The following is a 19580-nucleotide window of genomic DNA, read 5'->3' as shown; positions in this document are numbered from 1 at the left end:
CAAACAATTGTTTGGATCATCTTCTATTTTCAAACAAACAAAAATGATCAACAGGAAAAGTTCCCTGTTGATCACTCTCTTACCACTATAAACCTATTTTATTTTTTCTTTTCTAACCAAGAAGCGAGTATATCTGCATTCTCTCCTTCTACTAATCCAGCAGGCATTGCACCTTTTCCATTTATTATGATCTCAGTAATCTCCTCTTTAGAATACCGTGAGCCGACCTCTGTTAAATCTGGCCCTGCTCCACCTGACAAATCGGAACCATGGCAATAAGCACAATTATTTTGGAATACCTCTTCAGCTTTTGTTATCGTATCGCCGCCGCTATCTTTTGCTTGATCACTTGCACTTTCATTTCCTCCACAAGCACTCAACACTAATGCAACCCCAACTAGTAGCATAATGATCCATTTTTTCATTCGTGAATCCTCTATTCGTTTTTTTAGTTTATTAGTTATTTATTTGTGAGCGAAGAAATGCATCAATAAACGGATCAACATTCCCGTCCATTACACCTTGTACATTACCAACATCAAGGTTTGTTCGATGGTCCTTCACCATAGAATACGGATGAAAAACATACGAACGAATTTGACTTCCCCACCCAATTTCTTTTTGTTCACCACGAATTTCATCTAGTTCTTGTTGCTGCTTTTCCAGTTCAAGTTGATATAATTTCGATTTAAGCATTTTCATTGCAGTTGCGCGGTTTTTAATTTGCGAACGCTCCGATTGACATGTAACGATTACATTCGTTGGTAAATGTGTTATCCGTATTGCGGAGTCGGTCGTGTTAACATGTTGTCCTCCAGCTCCACTTGCTCGATAGGTATCAACCTTTATATCCTCTGTTTTAATATCTACTTCCACATCATCACCAAATTCGGGCATTACATCACAAGAAGCAAATGATGTATGTCTACGCCCAGATGAATCAAATGGGGAAATACGCACCAGGCGATGGACACCCTTTTCCGCTTTTAAATATCCATAAGCATTATGGCCCTTAATATTTAACGTAACACTTTTAATACCAGCTTCATCCCCAGGTAAATAGTCAAGGGTCTCTACCTTGAAATTTTTCGATTCGGCCCATCTTTGGTACATTCGAAGCAACATACTCGCCCAGTCCTGTGATTCGGTACCACCTGCACCTGGATGCAATTCCAACAATGCATTATTTGCGTCGTATGGATCACTTAAAAGCATTTGTAATTCAAAATTGTTTATGTCTGTGCGAAACGCTGCTAATTCCTTTTCTAGTTCCTGGAAAAGTTCCTGATCTTGTTCTTCCTTTACTAATTCATAACTAACTTCTATATTCTCAAGGCGTTCTTCTAATCCTTCAAAACTGGTAACATACTCCTTTATTCCGTTCGTCTCATTTATAACTTTCTGTGCTGTCTGTGGATCATCCCAAAAATCAGGAGCTGTCATTTCTAGTTCACGCTCTTTTATTTGGCTTCTTTTAACATCTAAGTCAAAGGGACCCCCTAAAGTCTTCTATTCGTGTATTCATTTTATCTAACTCATTTTTAATTTCTGCTAGTTCCATAATACCCACCTCATTTTTTTGTTTTTACTATCAATAAAACACTCCCAATCGCTTGAGAGTGTCAGCCATTTATTTTCCGTGGCAATTTTTATACTTTTTCCCACTACCACAAGGACACGGTTCATTTCTTCCGATGTCTTCCTTTTTAATATACGGCTTTTTAGATTTTTTCTTACCATCACTATCATCGCCGCCTGAAACTGCTTGCGTATTCTTTGCTACCTCTTGACGTTGGAGGTTTTCACGAATTTGTGCTTTCATCACGTATTTTGATACTTCTTCTTCAATAGAAATTACCATTTGTTCGAACATCGCGAATCCTTCTGCTTGATATTCTTGTAATGGATCATTTTGTCCATATGCACGAAGATGAATTCCTTGTCTAAGCTGATCCATTTGGTCAATGTGATCCATCCATTTGGAATCAACCGTACGGAGTAGAATAACCTTTTCAAATTCTCGCATTTGCTCTGATGTTAATTCTACTTCTTTTTGATCATATTTAACCTTCACCTTATCCATGATAACTTCTATAATTTCATCCGTATCTTTTCCTTCAATATCAGATAAGGAAATATCCTCGACATCTAGCAAGTTTCCATGTAAGTAATCAATGATAGAAGAAAGTTCTTGATTTTCCTCATCTTCAAACATGTGCGATTTCACAACACGCTCAACAGTAGATTTAATCATTTCTTCAATAATCTCACGTAGGTTTTCGGAATCAATTACATCAAAACGCTGTTTGTAAATAATTTCGCGTTGCTGACGAAGGACGTCGTCATAGGACAAGACTGTTTTACGCGCATCAAAGTTATTTCCTTCCACGCGTTTTTGCGCTGATTCCACAGCACGTGAAACCATTTTACTTTCAAGTGGTTGGGAATCGTCCATTCCAAGACGTTCCATCATATTTCGTAAATTATCCGAACCAAAACGACGCATTAATTCGTCTTCCATCGATAGGAAAAATTGGGTCATACCAGGATCACCTTGACGCCCAGAACGACCACGTAACTGATTATCTATACGTCTTGATTCATGACGTTCTGTACCAATTACCGCTAAACCACCACGTTCTATTACACCTTCACCTAATTTGATGTCTGTACCACGACCAGCCATGTTTGTGGCAATCGTTACTGAACCCGGCTGCCCAGCGTTTTCAATGATTTCCGCTTCACGATAGTGGTTTTTGGCATTTAATACGTTATGTTTCACACCAGCTTTTTTCAGTAACTGGGCAATTAACTCGGAGGTTTCTACCGCTACCGTACCTACCAACACAGGTTGGCCATTTTCATAACGTTCCTTAATGTCAGCTACAACAGCATGGAATTTACCTTCCATTGACTTGTAAATCATGTCAGCTTTATCGTCACGTACGATAGATTGATTGGTCGGGATGGCAATTACATCCATTGCATAAATATTACGGAATTCTTCTTCTTCTGTTTTGGCTGTACCAGTCATGCCAGATAATTTTTGATACATTCTAAAGAAGTTTTGGAATGTTATCGATGCGAGTGTCATGCTTTCGTTTTGAATTTGTAGACCTTCTTTTGCCTCGATAGCTTGGTGTAATCCATCGCTGTACCGACGACCTTTCATTAAACGTCCAGTAAATTGGTCAACAATAACTACTTCGCCTTCTTCAACTACATAATCTGTATCACGGTGCATCGATGCTTTTGCTTTTAAAGCTTGATTAATATGATGCGTTAATGAAACATTATTTAGATCAAATAGATTTTCAATCGTAAAATAACGCTCAGCTTTGTTGATACCTTCCTCAGTTAGCTGAACACCTTTTGTTTTCACATCATACGTATAGTCTGTTTCATTTTGTAATGTGGTCACAAAGCCATTTGCTCGTTGATACATCGATGCTGACTTCTCTGCACTACCTGAAATAATTAATGGTGTTCTAGCTTCATCAATTAAAATCGAATCGACCTCATCTATAATTGCGAAATTGAGTGGTCGTTGTACCATCTGCTCTTTATAAAGCACCATATTATCGCGTAAATAATCAAATCCAAACTCGTTATTTGTTCCATACGTGATATCACAGTAATAGGAATCACGTTTTTCATCTTTTGTTAACCCATTACCATTTAGCCCTACTGTTAGGCCAAGAAATTGGTATAGTTCACCCATTTCTTTCGCATCACGTTCTGCTAGATAATCATTGACAGTGATAATGTGTACACCTTTTTCAGAAATTGCATTTAAATAGGCTGGCATGGTAGAAGCTAATGTTTTACCTTCCCCTGTTTTCATCTCAGCAATATTACCTTGATGTAATGCAATTGCACCCATCAACTGTACAGGAAATGGACGCATTTTTAAGACACGTTTTGAAGCTTCCCGTACGACAGCAAATGCCTCAACTAGCATATCATCAAGGGTTTCACCATTTCTATATCGTTCCTTAAATTCTTCTGTTTTTTTATGAAAATCTGTATCTGCTAATTTTTCAAATTCTGGTTCCAATACTTCGATTTTATCTACAATCTTTTGCAGGCGATTAAGTTGTTTTTGGTTACCATCACCAAAAATTTTTGTTAATAGTCCAGGCATAATTAACGCTCCTCAATAATGTTCAAATCATCTTTATCCAATACTTTAGTCCATTATCAATAATAACATTTTCTAAACAAGTATGACAACTAGAAGGAAAAAACGAAGGCGACTGGTCAGCGGTGTACAAACGTAAGAGAAGTTCGACTAAGACCGCCACGTCCTGCGGCAACGTCGAACTACCCTACATCCTGTAGGGCATGTGAAAAGTACGTTGAACTTTACGTACATTTCATCAGGACTAAATATTTGCTAACCGCTAGGAGCCGCAGCTAGACAAAGAAAAGCGAAGGCGAAGGCGACTCGTTAACGATTAAAAAAAGAGTAGCCCGAGGATGAGCAACTCTTTGTAATGAGGTAAGTATGAGGCTATTGGGGGAAATTGAAGTTTCCTTACTTGGGAGGACGTTAGGAATGAGTAAGAGAATGCTTCGGCTGATTCTGTGCTTCTATTAGGTCAGATAGTTTACGGTTTGTTGCTGCGATTATGACAAGTAATTGCGTAATCGTTTCTTCCTGCTGATGCACTTTGGTCACTAGCGAATCATATGAAACACGGTTCTGATCATTCACAAACATCACTCCTTTTTTTTGCATACTTACTTATACCATGGTTTCAAAATAAAAAGCTAATTACCATTTTCTGATAATAGGTGTGCATTCGACAAAATTTGCATTCTAATATGCTATTTTATGCAGATAAACTCACATTTCCAAACAAAATAACAGCATTTTTGCAGTCTAAAATCTATTTCCGGTAAAACGTTCTACAAAATTCGACATGTATATTCCTTGCATACCAAAAAGGCGACCCCGTGTTAAACAGGATCGCCCTTGCTTTAAATTTATTTTAACTGTTTGGCTCAATGATTCCATATCGCCCGTCATTACGACGATAAACAACATTTGTATCACCTGAAATGGAATTTGTGAATACATAAAAGGTGTGTCCTAACATATCCATTTGCAATACAGCTTCTTCTGAATCCATTGGCTTTAAATCAAATCGTTTTGTTTTTACAATTTCAATTTCATCTGATTCTACATCATCTTCTGGTGGTTCTTTTTCAAGTTCTGCAAAAACATGTTTTGCTGCTCCATTTTGACGGTACCTACGATTTACTTTTGTTTTATATTTACGAATCTGTCTTTCTAACTTATCCACCACAAGGTCGATGGCAGCGTATAAATCAATATGCTGTTCCTCTGCGCGAAGCAATAAGTTCGTCATTGGAATGGTTACCTCAATTTTCTGCTCATCATTATAGACACTTAGATTTACATGTACATCAGAAGTTGGAGGTGTATCAAAATAACGTTCTAGCTTACCTATTTTCTTTTGTACGTAATCACGTATCGAACCTGTCACCTCAATATTCTCACCACGAATGTTGTATTTCATAAAAGTGTCCTCCTTTCATCCTTATGTAGGTACATATTCTACAATACCCTGTCCAATTCCTGCTTAAACCAAAAAAAATCATGGAAATCGATGTAGAATTATGTCGAGTGCGCTAAATGACTAGGTGATAGGCATTTAGCAAAATAAAAGATTCCAGTAATTCAGGAGTTTTACTTATTTTTTACTATCCATAAACATCCCATCCATGGTTCGCACATCTTTGTATGGATTGACATAGTTTTGATTCGACTTTTTTTGTTTTTTAAGCTGTTTCATTTCTACCTTTAACACATCCAATACTTCAGTCATTTTTAATTGAATGGATTCATTTAGGATAATGAGTTTCTTGCCCATCACTTTTTCTTCTTCCGTAAATGGCGGTTTTACGCTATCCATCAATTTACCTCTTTTTTCAATTAAAAGATTAATTTGTTCAATAACTGATTCACGGTTTTTAGTAATGATGGGTTGATTTAGTACTTCTTCTAGTTCTTTCGTAATCTTCACTAATGCTTTAAGCCTGACCATTAGAATTTTGCACCTTGCGCATATTGACTTTGACGTGTTTTTAATATAACTTCCTTCCAAGTATCTCTGAATTCAGTTGCGAAAGATAACACTTCATCTAATAATGTAACGTCATTTTTAATGTTACCTTCTTTTAATTGGTAAAGCATATATTCATATAATGGTAGCATTTCATTGGATAGTTCTATTTCTGGATCTAGCGTTAGCATTAATTCTTGAATGATATTTTGCGCCTTTTGAATATTAACGTTTTTAGCTTCATATTCTTTTTCATTCATGTTCTTTTTTGCCTGCTTGATAAACTTGATACAGCCATTATAAAGCATCATGGTTAACTCTACCCCAGAGGCTGTGTTAACAGCATTATTCTGATAGGTTTGATATTTATTTAATGACATCCACATACACTCTCCTTTGAAATCCATCCTCACCTTACGCTTAAGCACCGCCAAATTGAGACATTAGCTGTGCCGACTGTTGATTCATCCGTTGAATCGCTTTTTCCATCGCTGTAAATTCACCCCAATAACGAGTTTCCACTCGTACCAGCCGGTCTTCAAACGCCGAAATTTGCTCATTTAAATCTTTCATACGCTTACCCAGCGTATAATTTTCAAGCGTGTCTGAGCCTCCACCTGCTCGTTCTTCAATTCGCCCCATAGTTGACTCAAGTGAATCCTCCAGCCGATTTACGATACCCCGACTTGCTCCCTCTTCACTATTTGAAAATAACTTTTGGACAGCATCTGGATTTTCCGATAATGCTTTTTTTAATTCTACTGGATCAACAATCAGCTTTCCGCCGTCCATATAATCATTGGAAGTTGTTAAGCCTACCTGGGTTAATGAGGTATAATCACCGCCTGTTTCAACGTTGGCATACCAGCTGCGTCGCATTGAAAACATACCATCTGAAATAATTGATTCATTGCTAAGAATCCCACTTTTTGCTTTTTCATCCCAAAGTTTAGCTTCATCTTCAGATAATTCTTCCCGCTGTTTATCTGTTAGCGGTTTATAATCGCGATATGTTTCCTCACGTTGTGATTCATTTAGCGTTTCAACAACATCATTATATTTGTCCACAAATTTCATGATCGATTCAAACGATGCGTCTACATTGTTATCAACAGTTAGTTTAGCGCTTTTACCATTTGTTACATCCTTGAATTCAAAGGTGATACCATTCAATGTGTAGTTATTTTCCTTTGAATTAATTGTTAATGCACCATTATAAATAAATTCAGCGTTTTTTCCACCAGATTCCTCAGCGGTTGCTAATTTTAGTGTATTAGTAAAAAATTCATTATTAGTATCGAACCCAATTTCTGCTCCACCGTACTCAGCTGATTGGTTGTAATCACCTGTTCGTGTGGTTTCCAGTACTATCTTATCTGATTGTTGATCAAAAAATGCACGAACATTATTGTCATCCTCTGTAATTCTGTTTAATACATCGTTTAATGTGTCATCTCCGCTAACCTTGTATGAATGAGTCTCCTTATTACCGTCTTTATCAAAAAAGGTATAAAATTCAAACGTTTCCTCAACAAATCCTCCAGTAAAGGTTTGATCAGCAAGTTTAGCATTCGGATCAATGCTAGTACCAATAACTCCACCTATATTAATCGCAGACTCCGCTAACCGTGTAACTTCAATATCATATACTCCATTCGAAGAACTAGCAGTTCCTGTCGCTATAACAGCATCTTTCATAGAAGAAGTAACTGATTTTGCATTATAGGTAGAATCGTACTTCATACCTAGCATCATGTTATCTAATTCTAATAGTTTCTTATTAACATCCCGAAATGCATCCCGTTTCCAAGTCAAGGTTATTTTATCCTGCTCCATACGGTCTAATGGCATTCTCTCAGCTTTCATTAACTTACCCACAAGCTGATCAATGTCCATTCCTGTCGCCAACCCACCAATACGCATACGGTTTCAACTCCTTTATATCATTTCATCCACCAGTAGCCCCATAAATGCATACATATCAAGCCGATTGCCAATGCAACTCCTCGTACTTTGTTTCCTTTTATATCGGCACTATCTATACCATTGTTTAACTATTTCTTGTCGTCTTTGTTCCCTAATAGTCCTAACAAATCAGTAGATAGATTAGCCGCTTCATTATTTTGCTCTTGTATCTCTATGTATATTTCTTTTCGATAGATTTCGACCGATTTAGGCGCGGCTATTCCCAGTTTAATTTGGTCACCCTCGATGCCTAATACCTTAATTTCAATATCGTCTCCAACTTGAATAGATTCATTTAGCTTTCTCGTAAGTACTAACATGACTATACGCCCCTCACTACAGAGGATTTAACTTGTGTAATCGATGTTTTGGTTAAATAATTGTCTACATTTAAAATATATTGCTTTCCCAGTTTACTAGTAGGATTGATAATGATTGGAGCCTTCAAGTTTAAGGTACTATTTTCAAATGGATCTTTTAATGTAACGATGGAAAATACGGTTACATCTTTTTCATTAGTAATTTTTAAGCTTTCATTTACAGTTGAATCAAGTTCAAATGCATAATCTTGGTGAAAATGATATGGATTTGTTAGCACAAATGCGATATCTGGCGTTATAATAGATTGCAAGATTTGAAAAACTGGATTTCCTGGTAAATCGAGCAACATAAATTTGGACTCATTAGTAAACCCTGGTAAACCACTAAAAAAGTTGATTACCAGCTCCTCGTTTGAATCAACTTCTCCCAAATATTTTGTTTGTATTCTCATCTTAGCATTACCATCCTTTTGAACCATTTTTTATATTAATAGAGGTTGTTCAAACAGTCCGGTAAAAATGACACATCGAATTTCTTCGTTAGCTTGCTTTTCCGTTCCTCACGTATTAATAGCATACGTTCCGGTACTCAAAGCTACGCTGCCTCGAACTTCTCGGTCCTTTTTATCCTCCTTTTTGAACACGCATTTTAAGTAAAAAAGAGATTTTCAAAATCAATTTCTAAGCTTTGGTAATTTTTCATTCCTATTTCAACTGATCTAGGTAAATAAGTATGAACAGGTTGATTCTCCTCTGCTTGGATAATCGGCTTATTTGTTTGAACATCAACCGTTACGTCAGAAGGCTGATAGTTAATCTTTACTGCAGAAGCCGATGGAATAAACTTAATTCCTAATTGCTTCATTTGGTCGAAGCTATTTTGGATAGCTTGACTGGCAATGGGATTTCCTTTATTTTCAATCCTCATCAATGCATCGCCTTGCTGTACACGTCTAGCAGTTCCTTTGTTCGCACCTTGGAGTCCCTCATTTGCAAACTTTTCAATTCGTTTAAAAACATGCAGGAGATTCATATCTTCCCAAGCTTTTTTTTGATCGATTTGGAGCTTAGAAGGAGTTGTTTGGATTTTTATTTCAGCCTTTGGTTGCTGAATCGATAAGGTTGCTTCAGATTGTTGTATTGTTTGTTTTCCACTAGTTTGTTGAATGCTAATATGGGCCATTTGCGACTGCATTCGTATCTGAGGTAGTTGCATCAAGTATCCTCCTTCAATAGTTAGATAAAACGAAAGCCCTAACCCACCAAAAGTGGTCAGGGCTATGCTTGGTAGTTAAAAGCTAAATCCTACCACATAAGTGCAACTAAGAATTTCGCCATTAAGGCTTGACGATACCAAGTTTTCTAATACTTAACGTAAAAAATCTAATAAGGTCGGTTGAATGATTCGCGACCCTGCAGACAATGCAGCACGATGAACACTTTCCTGCGCAATCAACTTTGTTATTACCTTTTCATAATCAATATCTTCATTGTTAGACATCATTCGTGTTGCGTTTATTTCTTGTGAACTCAATCGATTTTCAATTAAATCTAGGCGATTCATCCGCGCTCCTAAATCGGCTCTAGCATTGATTACATTATTTATACTGCCATCTAAATCAGCAATGCTAGCTTCAATTTCAGACTGATTGTTTGTATCAAGCGCGCTAACGAAATTATCAATTTTGTCAAACAGTTCCGATGAAAAAACTTCTGATCCAGCAACATTTGCTTGAAGCTTCGTATTACTAGATACCTCAATCATGACAGGACTTCCATTTTGATCAATAGTTATCGTGCCATCATCAGTAACAGTAATTGGCTTTGTATCTGTTTTCGTACCGTTAAATATAAATTTACCATTTACGTTTGTATTAGCAATGTCAATAATATGGTTTTTTAGCTGCTTTACTTCTTCCATGATATTTTCACGCTCTTCGTCCCCATACGTATCATTGCTGGCCTGAACAGCTAATTCACGCATCTTTTGTAAAGCCTGTGTCGCCTTATCTAAAGCCGCATCTGAATTATCCATCCAATTATGTACCTCATTGGTGTTGCGTGTATATTGTTCTACTTCAATAATCTGTGAACGATAATTCATGCCCTTCATAGCAATTACGGGGTCATCTGATGGTTTATTAATCTTTTTACCAGTTGATAATTGATTCATATATGTATCTAATGTGGAGTAACTGTTGGATAGGTTCCTTAGCATATTATTGGATAACATTCCTTGTGTAATTCGCATATGTCTCCCCTACCTTCCTACTATCCCCATGTTATTTATGATACGCTCGAGTAATTCATCAACAGCTGTCAAACTACGTGCTGCAGCATTATATGCGTGCTGATATTTAATCATATTAGACATCTCTTCATCTAAAGAAACAGAGCTTACAGACATTCGCTGGTTTTCAACCTGCGACTTAAGAATTATCGTGTTTCCCGCCATTCTATTGGCTTCTTGTGCATGAACACCTAATTCACCAATTAATGATTCGTAAAAGGTTTTCACTGAAGTGTTCTCACCTAATCCATCCAATGGTTCGTCAAATACATCCGCTAATGCACTGGCATTATTACCATTTCCAAGATCTCCGTCCTCACTAGCAGCAATTAGATCGGGATCCTCCATAATAGCATCAGATACAGTCAATGATGCGGCTGCACCCGTTTCCTGAACAACTCCCACAAAGAAAACACCACCTTGATTGCCCTTTAGATCTTGTCCATTCTCATGAACTTCATTAAACTTTCCAGCAAATTCAATTGCCATTTTGTCTAAACTCGCAAGCATATTCGTATATGTACCTTTTATAGACCCATTAGCATCCTCATATCCATACGATTCCATAAATCCATAAAGTGATCCATTCGAATTGAAGTTTCCTGTTTGGATCTTTTCATCACCAACACGAATCGAAGTAACCGCAAATTTGTTATCCTCCGAATAATCAACTGCGAACTCATTAATTTCTCCAGATTCACCGTCAACCAACGTTACCCCAATTCCTTTACCTTTATCGTCTACTAATTCAATCGTTGCCAATCCATCTGCAATAGCTGGAGAGTTTTCACCGCTCTTTGTATAGGTAACTTTAATAGTGACGATACCGGACAACTCGTCAATTAAACGATCACGTTCATCGTATAAATCATTGGCCAAATATCCATGTGGTTCAATTGCCTGAATTTGTTTATTGATTTCATTCACTTGAGAAAGTATGGAATTTGCATCTTTCACGGTAACATCAATCTGACTCTTTAAGTCTGTTCTCATACTACTTAAAGAACTAGATAAATAGTTAAATGTTTCAGCAACAGCAAGCCCTCTTTGCGCAACAACAGATCTAGCACCTGCGTTTTTTGGATTAACAGAAAGATCCTGAAGTGATTGCCAAAATTGGTCCATCGTTTTGGAAAGACCATTTTCAGATGGTTCGTTCATTAAACTTTCCATCCGTGCAATTGAATCTGTTTTTGATGTCCAAAACCCAGCCTTACTATTCTCTGCACGAAACTGGTAATCCAAAAATTGATCACGTACACGTTGGACAGACCCCGCTTCAACGCCCGTTCCCATTTGCCCCGGGATTTCCGGTCGGTTTCTAGAAGCAGTTGGAAATGGTGATTGCGTTGCAAAGTTCACGCGCTGTCTCGTGTATCCTTCTGTGTTCGCATTTGAAATATTATGACCTGTTGTGTATAGCGCTGATTGCTGGGCAAATAGAGCTTGCTTTGCCATTTCTAACCCGTGAAATGTACTCATTACCTAACTCCTCTCAGGAAGGAAAACATTATGCTTTTGAATCAAATACCGAACGTTTTATTGATTCCGTTTCCTTTGTGTTTCCGTAATTTAAATTAGTGATTGATGGATTCATCATATCCAATGACAGTTCCACAAATTGCAAGGATTGTTGGATAAGTGCCTGGTTTAACTGTTCTTGCCGTTTCAAGTTTGTAACAGAGTGAGTCAGATGGATTGTTACATCCTCAAGCACCTTTTGCTGTTCTTTATCATCTATCATTTCAAGCATAGTCGTTATCGTTTCATTTTTGCCTTGTAAGTTGTTTACTTCAAACCAAGCCTTCACTTCTTTTTGCCGGCTTGTTTCCATTTGTTCCAACGCTTGTACATGCTTACGTTCCTTAACCAGTAAAGGCTGCAACTTTTCCATGTTACCTTCTTTAATAGCAACTGTCTTTTGTTCCGAAATAACTAGAAGACTTTCATGTAACATAATGAGTTTTTCCATCGATTTTATAATTTGCAGGGACAACATTTCCCCCTCCTTACTAGCGTTTATTCCAAAATGCAATCATTTTACTTGCAGTTTTTTCAGGATTCACTCTATATTCGCCAGACTGTACAGCATTTTTTATTTCTTGCACATAAGCCTTTCGTTCATTAGTTGACTTTTCATTTCCCTGCAATTCTTTCGCTTGGCTGGATATCTGTAGCTGATCCTTTTGATTCACTTCCTTGTTCATATCCGCCTGCTTCTGAATTTGATTTTTATATGGATTAAAATTTGTATGGTTCGCCCCTTGGATTTTCATTTGTTGCTCACCTCTTTGGTTTAGTCAATACATTCTATTACCGTAAACTTTCTTCTCCTATCTTATATCGGCTCTTTTAGTAAAATGTAAAGCCGAAATTTATTGATCACCCTTAAAGGAATAATAAATGGCTGATTGTTTATTCTCCAATTCTTTTAAGCGCATTGCGCGTTCTTCTTCATGGGTTTCATTGTCTAAATCACGCAATAATTCTTTTGAACATGCTGAACAAATTTTACCAGAAATAATATTTTTATCACAGGTTTCGCATGGGTAAGCAAGCTTCGGAAACTGGGAGGTCAGTAGTCTTTTTTCTTTAATGAATCTTGTAATCAGCTTTTTGCTTACACCCGTTTCTTCGACGACTTCGGGTAAAGTTGCTTCTCTATTCTTTCGCAAACGTAAAAATTGGCTAACCATCCTAAACGCATTTTCTTCTTCGTCATAACAACTTTTACATATATCACGCATTTGTTTTACATATAGTTCATCACACCGAGTGCAATTCGCTAATTCACCCATCGTAGTTCCCCTCATTTTCCTAATAGTATAACATACAGGGACCTATCCTCTAATTAGCGTAAAGCTGTACACCTGAGGACATCCCGCTTCCCTTAAAAGTCTTGCAGCATGGCGTAAAGTTGCTCCTGTTGTATATATATCATCGACGAGAATAACGTTTTTCTTAACTGTTTCTTGAAGGGAAAATGGGTTTCTGGTTGTAATCCGTTCTTTTCGTGTTTTCTTTGATTGTTTTTCACTGTGAATACGTGTTAAGATTTCTTTTGTTTCTACTGGTAAAAAGTCAGTCAACATTTTTGCTTGGTTAAATCCGCGCTCCGTAAGCCGCTCCTGACTCAAAGGAATTGGCACCACAATTAAGTCACGTTCAACATAACCAAAGGCAGTTTCAAAGGATTGAACAACGGTATCTTTGAAAATCTCTCCCAAGCAATAGTCACCACGATATTTCCATTTTGTAATCATCTCTTGAATCGTTGTATTGTAAGTGAAAATGGAATGATTTTTAGTAAGGACATCTTCACCCTCCGCCTTTTTCCATTTTTGGCAATCAAGACATAGCGTTTCTTCAGAAGAGCGACTACAAATAGAACAACGTGATCCGCTTATGAATTCAAGACCTGCTGCACAATTTGCGCAAAGCGAACGTTTTGAAGGTAATAACAAAAAATCACTCCACGTCATTTGTTCCATTATTTCCTCGTCACACCACAAACAGTCCATCCTACTAAAAACCTCCCCGTTTATTCATCGATTTAATGGATTGAATTGCTTCTACCATTGCATTTGTTTTACCATCATGGAAAAACACTACCTCTCCATTAGGGTCATCATAACTTCGACCAGCACGCCCTGATATTTGAACTAAAGCAGCTTCGTCAAACACTTCATGTCCAGCATCAATCACAGCTACATCAACAGAAGGGAATGTTACACCCCGTTCTAAAATAGTCGTTGTAATTAAAACGGAAATTTCTTTATTACGAAATTGAATAACTTTTTCTTCTCTATTTTCATCCGAAGCATGTACAGTGATTAATTCCTGTTTGGATTTGATATTTCCAGTGGCTACAAGCTTATCCTCCAAATTATTCTTCATCTTTGTTGCTAAGTTGATGGTAGGAACAAAAATTAGTAGTTGGCGACTCGGTGTATTCCGGTTTTTTAACCAAGTAAAAAAAGAAGCAGGAGGAGAATAGTTTTGTAAACTTTTTCGTAGTGTAAAGCACATTTTCATCGTTGGTACTGGTAATGGGTGTCCATGAAATCGAACAGGCACAAAGATATGAGGTAAACTCTTTCTTGAAATTTGTTTACGATGGTCTTTTCGAGGGGTTGCAGTCAAATATATTGTTGAGCTTTTATCATTTTTCGCACGATTTGTGGCGTACGGCAAGGAAGCATCAGCATGAAAGGGAAATGCATCAACTTCATCAATAATCATCATATCAAAGGCTTTTTGAAAACGGAGCAGTTGGTGGGTTGTAGCTAGAATCAGTTGAGCTGTTCCATCATTTTCCTTACTTCCACCATAAAGGCCTTGAATAGGTACAGAAGAGAAAGCCTGACTAAAGCGTGGTAAGAGTTCCCGTACCACGTCTGCACGGGGGGTTGCCAAACAAATTCGCTTTCCTAATTTAAGTGCGTTCGTTATACCTTCATAAAGCATTTCAGTTTTACCTGCCCCACAAACAGCCCAGACCAAAAGTTCCGACTCTTGATTCGTTACTGCGGAAGCAATGCGTTCACTAGCCAACTTTTGACGTTCTGTCAGCACGCCATCCCAACTACACGGCTGTGCGTGATGTAGCCAATCTGGTTCAGGACCACTCCAACTGTAAAGCGGCTCGCATTCAAGTACCCTCCCCATTTCAATACATTTACGGCAATAAAAATGAGGCTTACTGCAATTTTGACATGGAAGCATTCCAAATAATGATCGTTTTTGGTTGTTACACCGTAAACATTGAATCGATCCAAGTTTTTTTATAATAGAAGGTTGTGCGAAAAATTGTTGTTGGTTAAGTAGTCGTTGAAATGTAAGATCATCAATGGGGATTTCGTTTCGCAATAATAGTTTTCCTGAAAAGCGATTTGAGAGGATTGCAGGGTCATCCAAGGGGACCTTATTCAAGTAAAATTCACTCCTATCTATATTTTTATGTAGAGCCACCAAGACTGGTAGCTCTATCATTATTCATTTATTTCGTATACCAGCCGATACCAATAGATCCTTGACCTAAATGGGTACCAATTACAGGACCAAAATAACTAATTGCACAATCTAATGAAGGATGTTTTTCTTCTAACTCTTGTTTCAGAGCCAATGCAGCTGGTTCACAGTTTCCATGAATGATTGCCACTTTATGAGGCTTCCCTTTAGTAATGTCTTCCTCTAGTAAACTGATAATCCGGTTTAACGCTTTCTTCCGCGTACGTATCTTTTCAAAAGGAACGATCTTCTTATCAACAAAATGCAGGATTGGTTTCACTTGAAGCAAGCTACCTACAAGCACCTGCGCACCATTTAGCCTTCCCCCACGATGTAAATGGTTTAAATCATCAACCATAAAATAGGCACGCATACCCTGCTTCATTTGTTCTAAACGATTGATAATAGCTTCAGGCGGTTTATTATCCCTAGCCATCTTAGCAGCTTCCAACGCGTAAAAACCTTGGGGTAAGCAACTAATTTCAGAGTCAAAAGGATAAACCGTAATTCCATCAACTAGTTCTCCAGCACGAGCAACTGCTTGATAGGTTCCACTTATACCACTTGAGAGATGTATGGATACAACTGCATCGTAATCAACTGCAAGTTTTTCTAACATTTCTATGATATATCCAATAGAGGGCTGCGATGTTTTTGGTAGATTTTCTGCATCTTTTACCATTCTATAAAATTCTTCTGTTGTTAGATCCACTTCTTCTTGATAGGACACGTCACCAAAAACAACACTTAACGGCACCATATGAATCGATTCGCTTTCCCTGAGCTGTTTTGGAATATATGCTGTACTATCTGTCATTACAGCAACTTTCATTGAAAATTCACCTCACCCTGATCTGCCCTAGTAATTTATAATCTATTGATTCACAGTTTACAGCAAACACAGAAAAAAAGCATCACTAAGTATAAAAATATGCCCTGACACATAAAGCGTCAAGGCATATATCGTACAGACGATAAAATGAGGAACAAATTCAAATTGTTTGTATTGGGTTAATAGCTATAGTCTTATAGTATTTCTACCCAACCTTTGCGGATTGCTGAAACAACCGCTTGAGTTCGATCATTAACATTCATTTTTTGAAGGATATTACTGACATGGTTTTTTACTGTCTTTTCACTAATATATAACGAGTCTGCAACCCCGCGATTACTTTTACCTTCAGCTAATAACTGTAAAACTTCACACTCACGGCGAGTCAACAAATGTAGTGGTTTACGATAATCAGCACCAATTTCAGACCGATTGGAAGTGGACTCTTTTGCTAGTCGACGAAATTCCTGAACTAAATTATGGGTTACACGTGGGTGTAAATAAGATCCACCGTCACTTACAACTTTAATTGCCTCAATTAGTGAATCAGAATCCATTTCTTTTAATAAATAGCCTTGCGCACCAGTTTTTAATGCATGTGTAACATAGCTTTCATCATCATGAATGGATAAAATGATAACACTTGTGTCTGGATGATGCCTAATGAGATTCGCAGTAGCTTGTACTCCATTCATATCAGGCATATTGATATCCATTAAGACAACATCAGGTTTATGCTTAGCAACTAATTGTGCTGCTACATTTCCATCGTCACCTTCTGCTATTATTTCAAATGAAGATTCAAACTCTAGTATACGTTTTACTCCTTCTCGAAAGAGTTTATGATCATCTATTAATACAATTTTTGTAAGATCCTTTTTTACCATCAATTTTGTTCCTCCTACAAGTTTTTCTATTTTATCTTTATCTCTACCTATTACATAGATGATTAACTATATTATTTTTATCGGTATAAATTCAGTATACATAAAATACCATTTACATGGTCTAGGAATTATTTCCTAACTTTCCTAAGTCTTACAATTCTGACTATACCACATATTAGCCTAATACTCTATTCTTTATGTGGAACACTTATAAAAATTGCAGTTCCTTCATTTATGATAGAATTTATTTTGAAGGTACCCTCAAGCATATCAACTCGTTCACGCATCCCAATCAACCCAAACGAATTAGTTGTTTTTATATTAGGATCAAACCCTCTACCATTATCCTTAACAATCATCATCAGGTAGTTTCTCTTTATCTCTAATTTAACTACAATGTGTGATGCCTCAGCATGTTTGATTGAATTCTGAACCGCTTCTTGAACGAGACGGAAAAAAGCTACCTCATACTTCTGATTAAAGCGTTGCTCATTTCCAATTGATACAAACTCTATTTTGAGTCCTGTATATTCTGCAACGTTAGCAATATATTTTTTTAATGTAGGAACTAATCCTAAATCATCTAATGCCATTGGTCGTAAATCATAAATTATTCTACGTACTTCGTATAAGGATGTACGAATCATTTTACGCATATTACTAATCTCTTTTCGAACATGATCCATATCGCCATCACGGAAAGTCCGATCTACTATTTCTGAACGGAGCAGTATATTCGCAAGCATTTGTGCAGGTCCATCATGAATCTCTCTTGATATCTTTCTTCTTTCCTCTTCTTGGGCCTCAATTATTTTTAGGCCAAATTCATGTTTTTCCTTGGCATCTTCAATTAATTCATTTACTTGTTTAAAATCATCATTTAAATAGGTTAGAATTACGGTGATTTTACCAGCTAATCCCTCAGCACGTTCAATCGTTTGGTCTAAAACGAGTAAACGACGTTCTAGATCATCACGCCTCGCACGTAAAGCTTTTTCCTGTTGCTGAATCATAGCAAGGTCAGTTTGCATGGCATGTGTGTTTTCATATACCTTTCGTATTTCAGTCTCAGAATAGCGTTCGAAATATTTGCTAACCTCTGATAACTTTTTCCTTGAAAACCGAACCTTTTGTTCAAGTTTATCTCCATTACTGATGTGTTCAATGACTTGAGTCTTGGTTTCTAGCAATTCCTGTGTCAAAAGTTCGTACTCTTTTCGGGATTCTTCACTAATGTTAAAAATTTCATCTTTGCTGTGTTCAACAACTTCGACCATCTCATCAATAACACCATCTAAAGCCTTTTCACACGTTTTCATCACCATAAAATTCACCAACCTATGTGTATATATTTCGTAATCCATTACTTTTTTAATAGGGTCTTTTAGCACACTTACTGGTATATTTTTCTTTTTTCTAGTTATAAAGGTACAGCTCTTTTATTTCTTATTTGCACTTATACCCCATCTATAATAATGTTAACATAGGAGGTTAATGCAACATGCTGTCTTATTATTATACCATTAAACAAGAAGGATCGAGTCAAGTTGTTATACAAAAGTCCCGATTTACCGGTCATGTGAAACGTGTAGAAACAGAAGAGAAAGCACAGACCTTCATTGCGGAGATTAAGAAAAAATATCATGATGCTAACCATAACTGTTCTGCCTACATAATTGGAGAACATGATCACATACAAAAAGCAAACGATGACGGCGAACCAAGTGGTACTGCTGGCGTGCCTATCTTAGAGGTTCTAAAAAAACAGAAGCTGAAGGATACCGTCATCGTGGTGACACGCTATTTTGGCGGAATAAAGTTAGGTGCTGGTGGGTTAATCAGAGCTTATGGCGGTTCTGCCTCTGAAGTTATAAAATCGACTGGTGTTGTAGAGCGTCAATTAATGCAAGGAATAGTGGTGACGGTTGATTACGGGCTCATCGGAAAGCTTGAAAATGTATTCCGCACGTCTGAACATGTACTATCAAAAATTGATTATTTAGATCAGGTAGTTTTTCATATGTATGTAAAAGTCGAAAATGTGCAGGAATTTAAGGATTGGGTCGTGGATTTGACGAGTGATCAAGTAGCTATTGATGATAAGGATCACGCTTATATAGAAATTGATAGAAATTAATATAAAAAAGAAAAATCCATCAAGAGAGTATGATACTCTTTTGATGG

General features: G+C 37.1%; 22 protein-coding genes. 1 reads left to right on the top strand and 21 read right to left on the bottom strand.

What is annotated here, in order from left to right; translation table 11 throughout:
• Positions 1-98: 98 nt before the first annotated feature.
• From cccB to CFK40_RS06665, 21 genes are all read right to left on the bottom strand, one after another.
• The gene (cccB, locus tag CFK40_RS06760) at positions 99-425 is read right to left on the bottom strand and encodes a cytochrome c551 (protein ID WP_089531587.1); all 327 of its coding nucleotides are present in this window, start codon (positions 423-425) and stop codon (positions 99-101) included.
• 31 nt (positions 426-456) lie between these two features.
• Positions 457-1561 (bottom strand): peptide chain release factor 2 gene (prfB, locus tag CFK40_RS06755; RefSeq protein ID WP_152640106.1). Its coding sequence is split into 2 segments (ribosomal slippage): positions 457-1488 and positions 1490-1561, totalling 1104 coding nucleotides; the frame shifts between segments, so codons are not numbered across the junction.
• A 69-nt stretch (positions 1562-1630) separates the two neighbouring features.
• The gene (gene secA / locus CFK40_RS06750; RefSeq protein WP_089531585.1) at positions 1631-4144 is read right to left on the bottom strand and encodes a preprotein translocase subunit SecA; all 2514 of its coding nucleotides are present in this window, start codon (positions 4142-4144) and stop codon (positions 1631-1633) included.
• Positions 4145-4552: 408 nt separating this feature from the next.
• The gene (locus CFK40_RS20945; RefSeq protein ID WP_161493842.1) at positions 4553-4717 is read right to left on the bottom strand and encodes a hypothetical protein; all 165 of its coding nucleotides are present in this window, start codon (positions 4715-4717) and stop codon (positions 4553-4555) included.
• A 277-nt stretch (positions 4718-4994) separates the two neighbouring features.
• Positions 4995-5546, bottom strand: coding sequence for a ribosome hibernation-promoting factor, HPF/YfiA family (hpf, locus tag CFK40_RS06745; protein WP_089531584.1), 552 nt, complete (start codon positions 5544-5546; stop codon positions 4995-4997).
• A 174-nt stretch (positions 5547-5720) separates the two neighbouring features.
• Complete coding sequence (locus CFK40_RS06740; RefSeq protein ID WP_089531583.1) at positions 5721-6074, bottom strand: flagellar protein FliT; 354 nt, start codon at positions 6072-6074, stop codon at positions 5721-5723.
• A complete protein-coding gene (gene fliS / locus CFK40_RS06735; RefSeq protein ID WP_089531582.1) occupies positions 6074-6472 on the bottom strand; it encodes a flagellar export chaperone FliS in 399 nt (132 codons plus the stop codon). Before fliS ends, CFK40_RS06740 begins: the two co-directional genes overlap by 1 nt.
• A gap of 40 nt (positions 6473-6512) precedes the next feature.
• Positions 6513-8015, bottom strand: a complete 1503-nt coding sequence (locus CFK40_RS06730; protein WP_089531581.1) for a flagellar hook-associated protein 2 — start codon at positions 8013-8015, stop codon at positions 6513-6515.
• Positions 8016-8146: 131 nt separating this feature from the next.
• Positions 8147-8377: a carbon storage regulator CsrA gene (gene csrA / locus CFK40_RS06725; RefSeq protein ID WP_089531580.1), complete on the bottom strand. Its 231-nt coding sequence runs from the start codon at positions 8375-8377 to the stop codon at positions 8147-8149.
• A 2-nt stretch (positions 8378-8379) separates the two neighbouring features.
• Entirely contained in the window at positions 8380-8829 is a 450-nt protein-coding gene (gene fliW, locus CFK40_RS06720; RefSeq protein ID WP_089531579.1) for a flagellar assembly protein FliW, read from the bottom strand.
• Between the two features lie 197 nt (positions 8830-9026).
• Positions 9027-9593, bottom strand: a complete 567-nt coding sequence (locus tag CFK40_RS06715; RefSeq protein WP_089531578.1) for a DUF6470 family protein — start codon at positions 9591-9593, stop codon at positions 9027-9029.
• Positions 9594-9746: 153 nt separating this feature from the next.
• Positions 9747-10628 carry a flagellar hook-associated protein FlgL gene (gene flgL, locus CFK40_RS06710; RefSeq protein WP_089531577.1) on the bottom strand — a complete coding sequence of 294 codons (882 nt, stop codon included), beginning with the start codon at positions 10626-10628 and terminating at the stop codon, positions 9747-9749.
• A 9-nt stretch (positions 10629-10637) separates the two neighbouring features.
• A complete protein-coding gene (gene flgK / locus CFK40_RS06705) occupies positions 10638-12149 on the bottom strand; it encodes a flagellar hook-associated protein FlgK (protein ID WP_089531576.1) in 1512 nt (503 codons plus the stop codon).
• A 28-nt stretch (positions 12150-12177) separates the two neighbouring features.
• Positions 12178-12666 carry a flagellar protein FlgN gene (locus tag CFK40_RS06700; RefSeq protein WP_089531575.1) on the bottom strand — a complete coding sequence of 163 codons (489 nt, stop codon included), beginning with the start codon at positions 12664-12666 and terminating at the stop codon, positions 12178-12180.
• A 13-nt stretch (positions 12667-12679) separates the two neighbouring features.
• Positions 12680-12943: a flagellar biosynthesis anti-sigma factor FlgM gene (gene flgM, locus CFK40_RS06695; RefSeq protein WP_089531574.1), complete on the bottom strand. Its 264-nt coding sequence runs from the start codon at positions 12941-12943 to the stop codon at positions 12680-12682.
• 99 nt (positions 12944-13042) lie between these two features.
• Positions 13043-13465 (bottom strand): TIGR03826 family flagellar region protein, encoded by a 423-nt coding sequence (locus CFK40_RS06690; RefSeq protein ID WP_089531573.1) that lies wholly within the window; start codon positions 13463-13465, stop codon positions 13043-13045.
• Between the two features lie 42 nt (positions 13466-13507).
• Positions 13508-14188, bottom strand: coding sequence for a ComF family protein (locus CFK40_RS06685; RefSeq protein WP_089531572.1), 681 nt, complete (start codon positions 14186-14188; stop codon positions 13508-13510).
• Between the two features lie 4 nt (positions 14189-14192).
• Positions 14193-15599, bottom strand: a complete 1407-nt coding sequence (locus CFK40_RS06680; RefSeq protein WP_227001884.1) for an ATP-dependent helicase ComFA — start codon at positions 15597-15599, stop codon at positions 14193-14195.
• Positions 15600-15666: 67 nt separating this feature from the next.
• On the bottom strand, positions 15667-16509 hold the full coding sequence (locus tag CFK40_RS06675) for a DegV family protein (RefSeq protein ID WP_089531570.1): 843 nt from the start codon (positions 16507-16509) through the stop codon (positions 15667-15669).
• A gap of 194 nt (positions 16510-16703) precedes the next feature.
• Positions 16704-17396 (bottom strand): response regulator, encoded by a 693-nt coding sequence (locus CFK40_RS06670; protein WP_089531569.1) that lies wholly within the window; start codon positions 17394-17396, stop codon positions 16704-16706.
• Positions 17397-17584: 188 nt separating this feature from the next.
• The gene (locus CFK40_RS06665; protein ID WP_089531568.1) at positions 17585-18721 is read right to left on the bottom strand and encodes a sensor histidine kinase; all 1137 of its coding nucleotides are present in this window, start codon (positions 18719-18721) and stop codon (positions 17585-17587) included.
• 176 nt (positions 18722-18897) lie between these two features.
• Between CFK40_RS06665 and CFK40_RS06660 the strand changes: the two genes are divergently transcribed.
• A complete protein-coding gene (locus tag CFK40_RS06660) occupies positions 18898-19533 on the top strand; it encodes a YigZ family protein (protein WP_089531567.1) in 636 nt (211 codons plus the stop codon).
• Positions 19534-19580 lie beyond the last annotated feature (47 nt).

It is taken from the genome of Virgibacillus necropolis, from assembly GCF_002224365.1.
Classification (GTDB): domain Bacteria; phylum Bacillota; class Bacilli; order Bacillales; family Amphibacillaceae; genus Virgibacillus_F; species Virgibacillus_F necropolis.
This window is presented reverse-complemented; position numbering and strand designations above follow the sequence as displayed.

What these genes read in the sequence shown, in the direction of transcription:
- CFK40_RS06665 (WP_089531568.1), bottom strand. Translation starts at nt 18,721, where the DNA reads ATGGTGATGAAAACGTGTGAAAAGGCTTTAGATGGTGTTATTGATGAG.
- CFK40_RS06740 (WP_089531583.1), bottom strand. Translation starts at nt 6,074, where the DNA reads ATGGTCAGGCTTAAAGCATTAGTGAAGATTACGAAAGAACTAGAAGAA.
- CFK40_RS06685 (WP_089531572.1), bottom strand. Translation starts at nt 14,188, where the DNA reads ATGGACTGTTTGTGGTGTGACGAGGAAATAATGGAACAAATGACGTGG.
- hpf (WP_089531584.1), bottom strand. Translation starts at nt 5,546, where the DNA reads ATGAAATACAACATTCGTGGTGAGAATATTGAGGTGACAGGTTCGATA.
- flgM (WP_089531574.1), bottom strand. Translation starts at nt 12,943, where the DNA reads ATGAAAATCCAAGGGGCGAACCATACAAATTTTAATCCATATAAAAAT.
- cccB (WP_089531587.1), bottom strand. Translation starts at nt 425, where the DNA reads ATGAAAAAATGGATCATTATGCTACTAGTTGGGGTTGCATTAGTGTTG.
- flgL (WP_089531577.1), bottom strand. Translation starts at nt 10,628, where the DNA reads ATGCGAATTACACAAGGAATGTTATCCAATAATATGCTAAGGAACCTA.
- csrA (WP_089531580.1), bottom strand. Translation starts at nt 8,377, where the DNA reads ATGTTAGTACTTACGAGAAAGCTAAATGAATCTATTCAAGTTGGAGAC.
- fliW (WP_089531579.1), bottom strand. Translation starts at nt 8,829, where the DNA reads ATGAGAATACAAACAAAATATTTGGGAGAAGTTGATTCAAACGAGGAG.
- flgK (WP_089531576.1), bottom strand. Translation starts at nt 12,149, where the DNA reads ATGAGTACATTTCACGGGTTAGAAATGGCAAAGCAAGCTCTATTTGCC.
- CFK40_RS06660 (WP_089531567.1), top strand. Translation starts at nt 18,898, where the DNA reads ATGCTGTCTTATTATTATACCATTAAACAAGAAGGATCGAGTCAAGTT.
- CFK40_RS06690 (WP_089531573.1), bottom strand. Translation starts at nt 13,465, where the DNA reads ATGGGTGAATTAGCGAATTGCACTCGGTGTGATGAACTATATGTAAAA.
- CFK40_RS06715 (WP_089531578.1), bottom strand. Translation starts at nt 9,593, where the DNA reads ATGCAACTACCTCAGATACGAATGCAGTCGCAAATGGCCCATATTAGC.
- CFK40_RS06730 (WP_089531581.1), bottom strand. Translation starts at nt 8,015, where the DNA reads ATGCGTATTGGTGGGTTGGCGACAGGAATGGACATTGATCAGCTTGTG.
- fliS (WP_089531582.1), bottom strand. Translation starts at nt 6,472, where the DNA reads ATGTCATTAAATAAATATCAAACCTATCAGAATAATGCTGTTAACACA.
- CFK40_RS06670 (WP_089531569.1), bottom strand. Translation starts at nt 17,396, where the DNA reads ATGGTAAAAAAGGATCTTACAAAAATTGTATTAATAGATGATCATAAA.
- CFK40_RS06675 (WP_089531570.1), bottom strand. Translation starts at nt 16,509, where the DNA reads ATGAAAGTTGCTGTAATGACAGATAGTACAGCATATATTCCAAAACAG.
- secA (WP_089531585.1), bottom strand. Translation starts at nt 4,144, where the DNA reads ATGCCTGGACTATTAACAAAAATTTTTGGTGATGGTAACCAAAAACAA.
- CFK40_RS06700 (WP_089531575.1), bottom strand. Translation starts at nt 12,666, where the DNA reads ATGTTGTCCCTGCAAATTATAAAATCGATGGAAAAACTCATTATGTTA.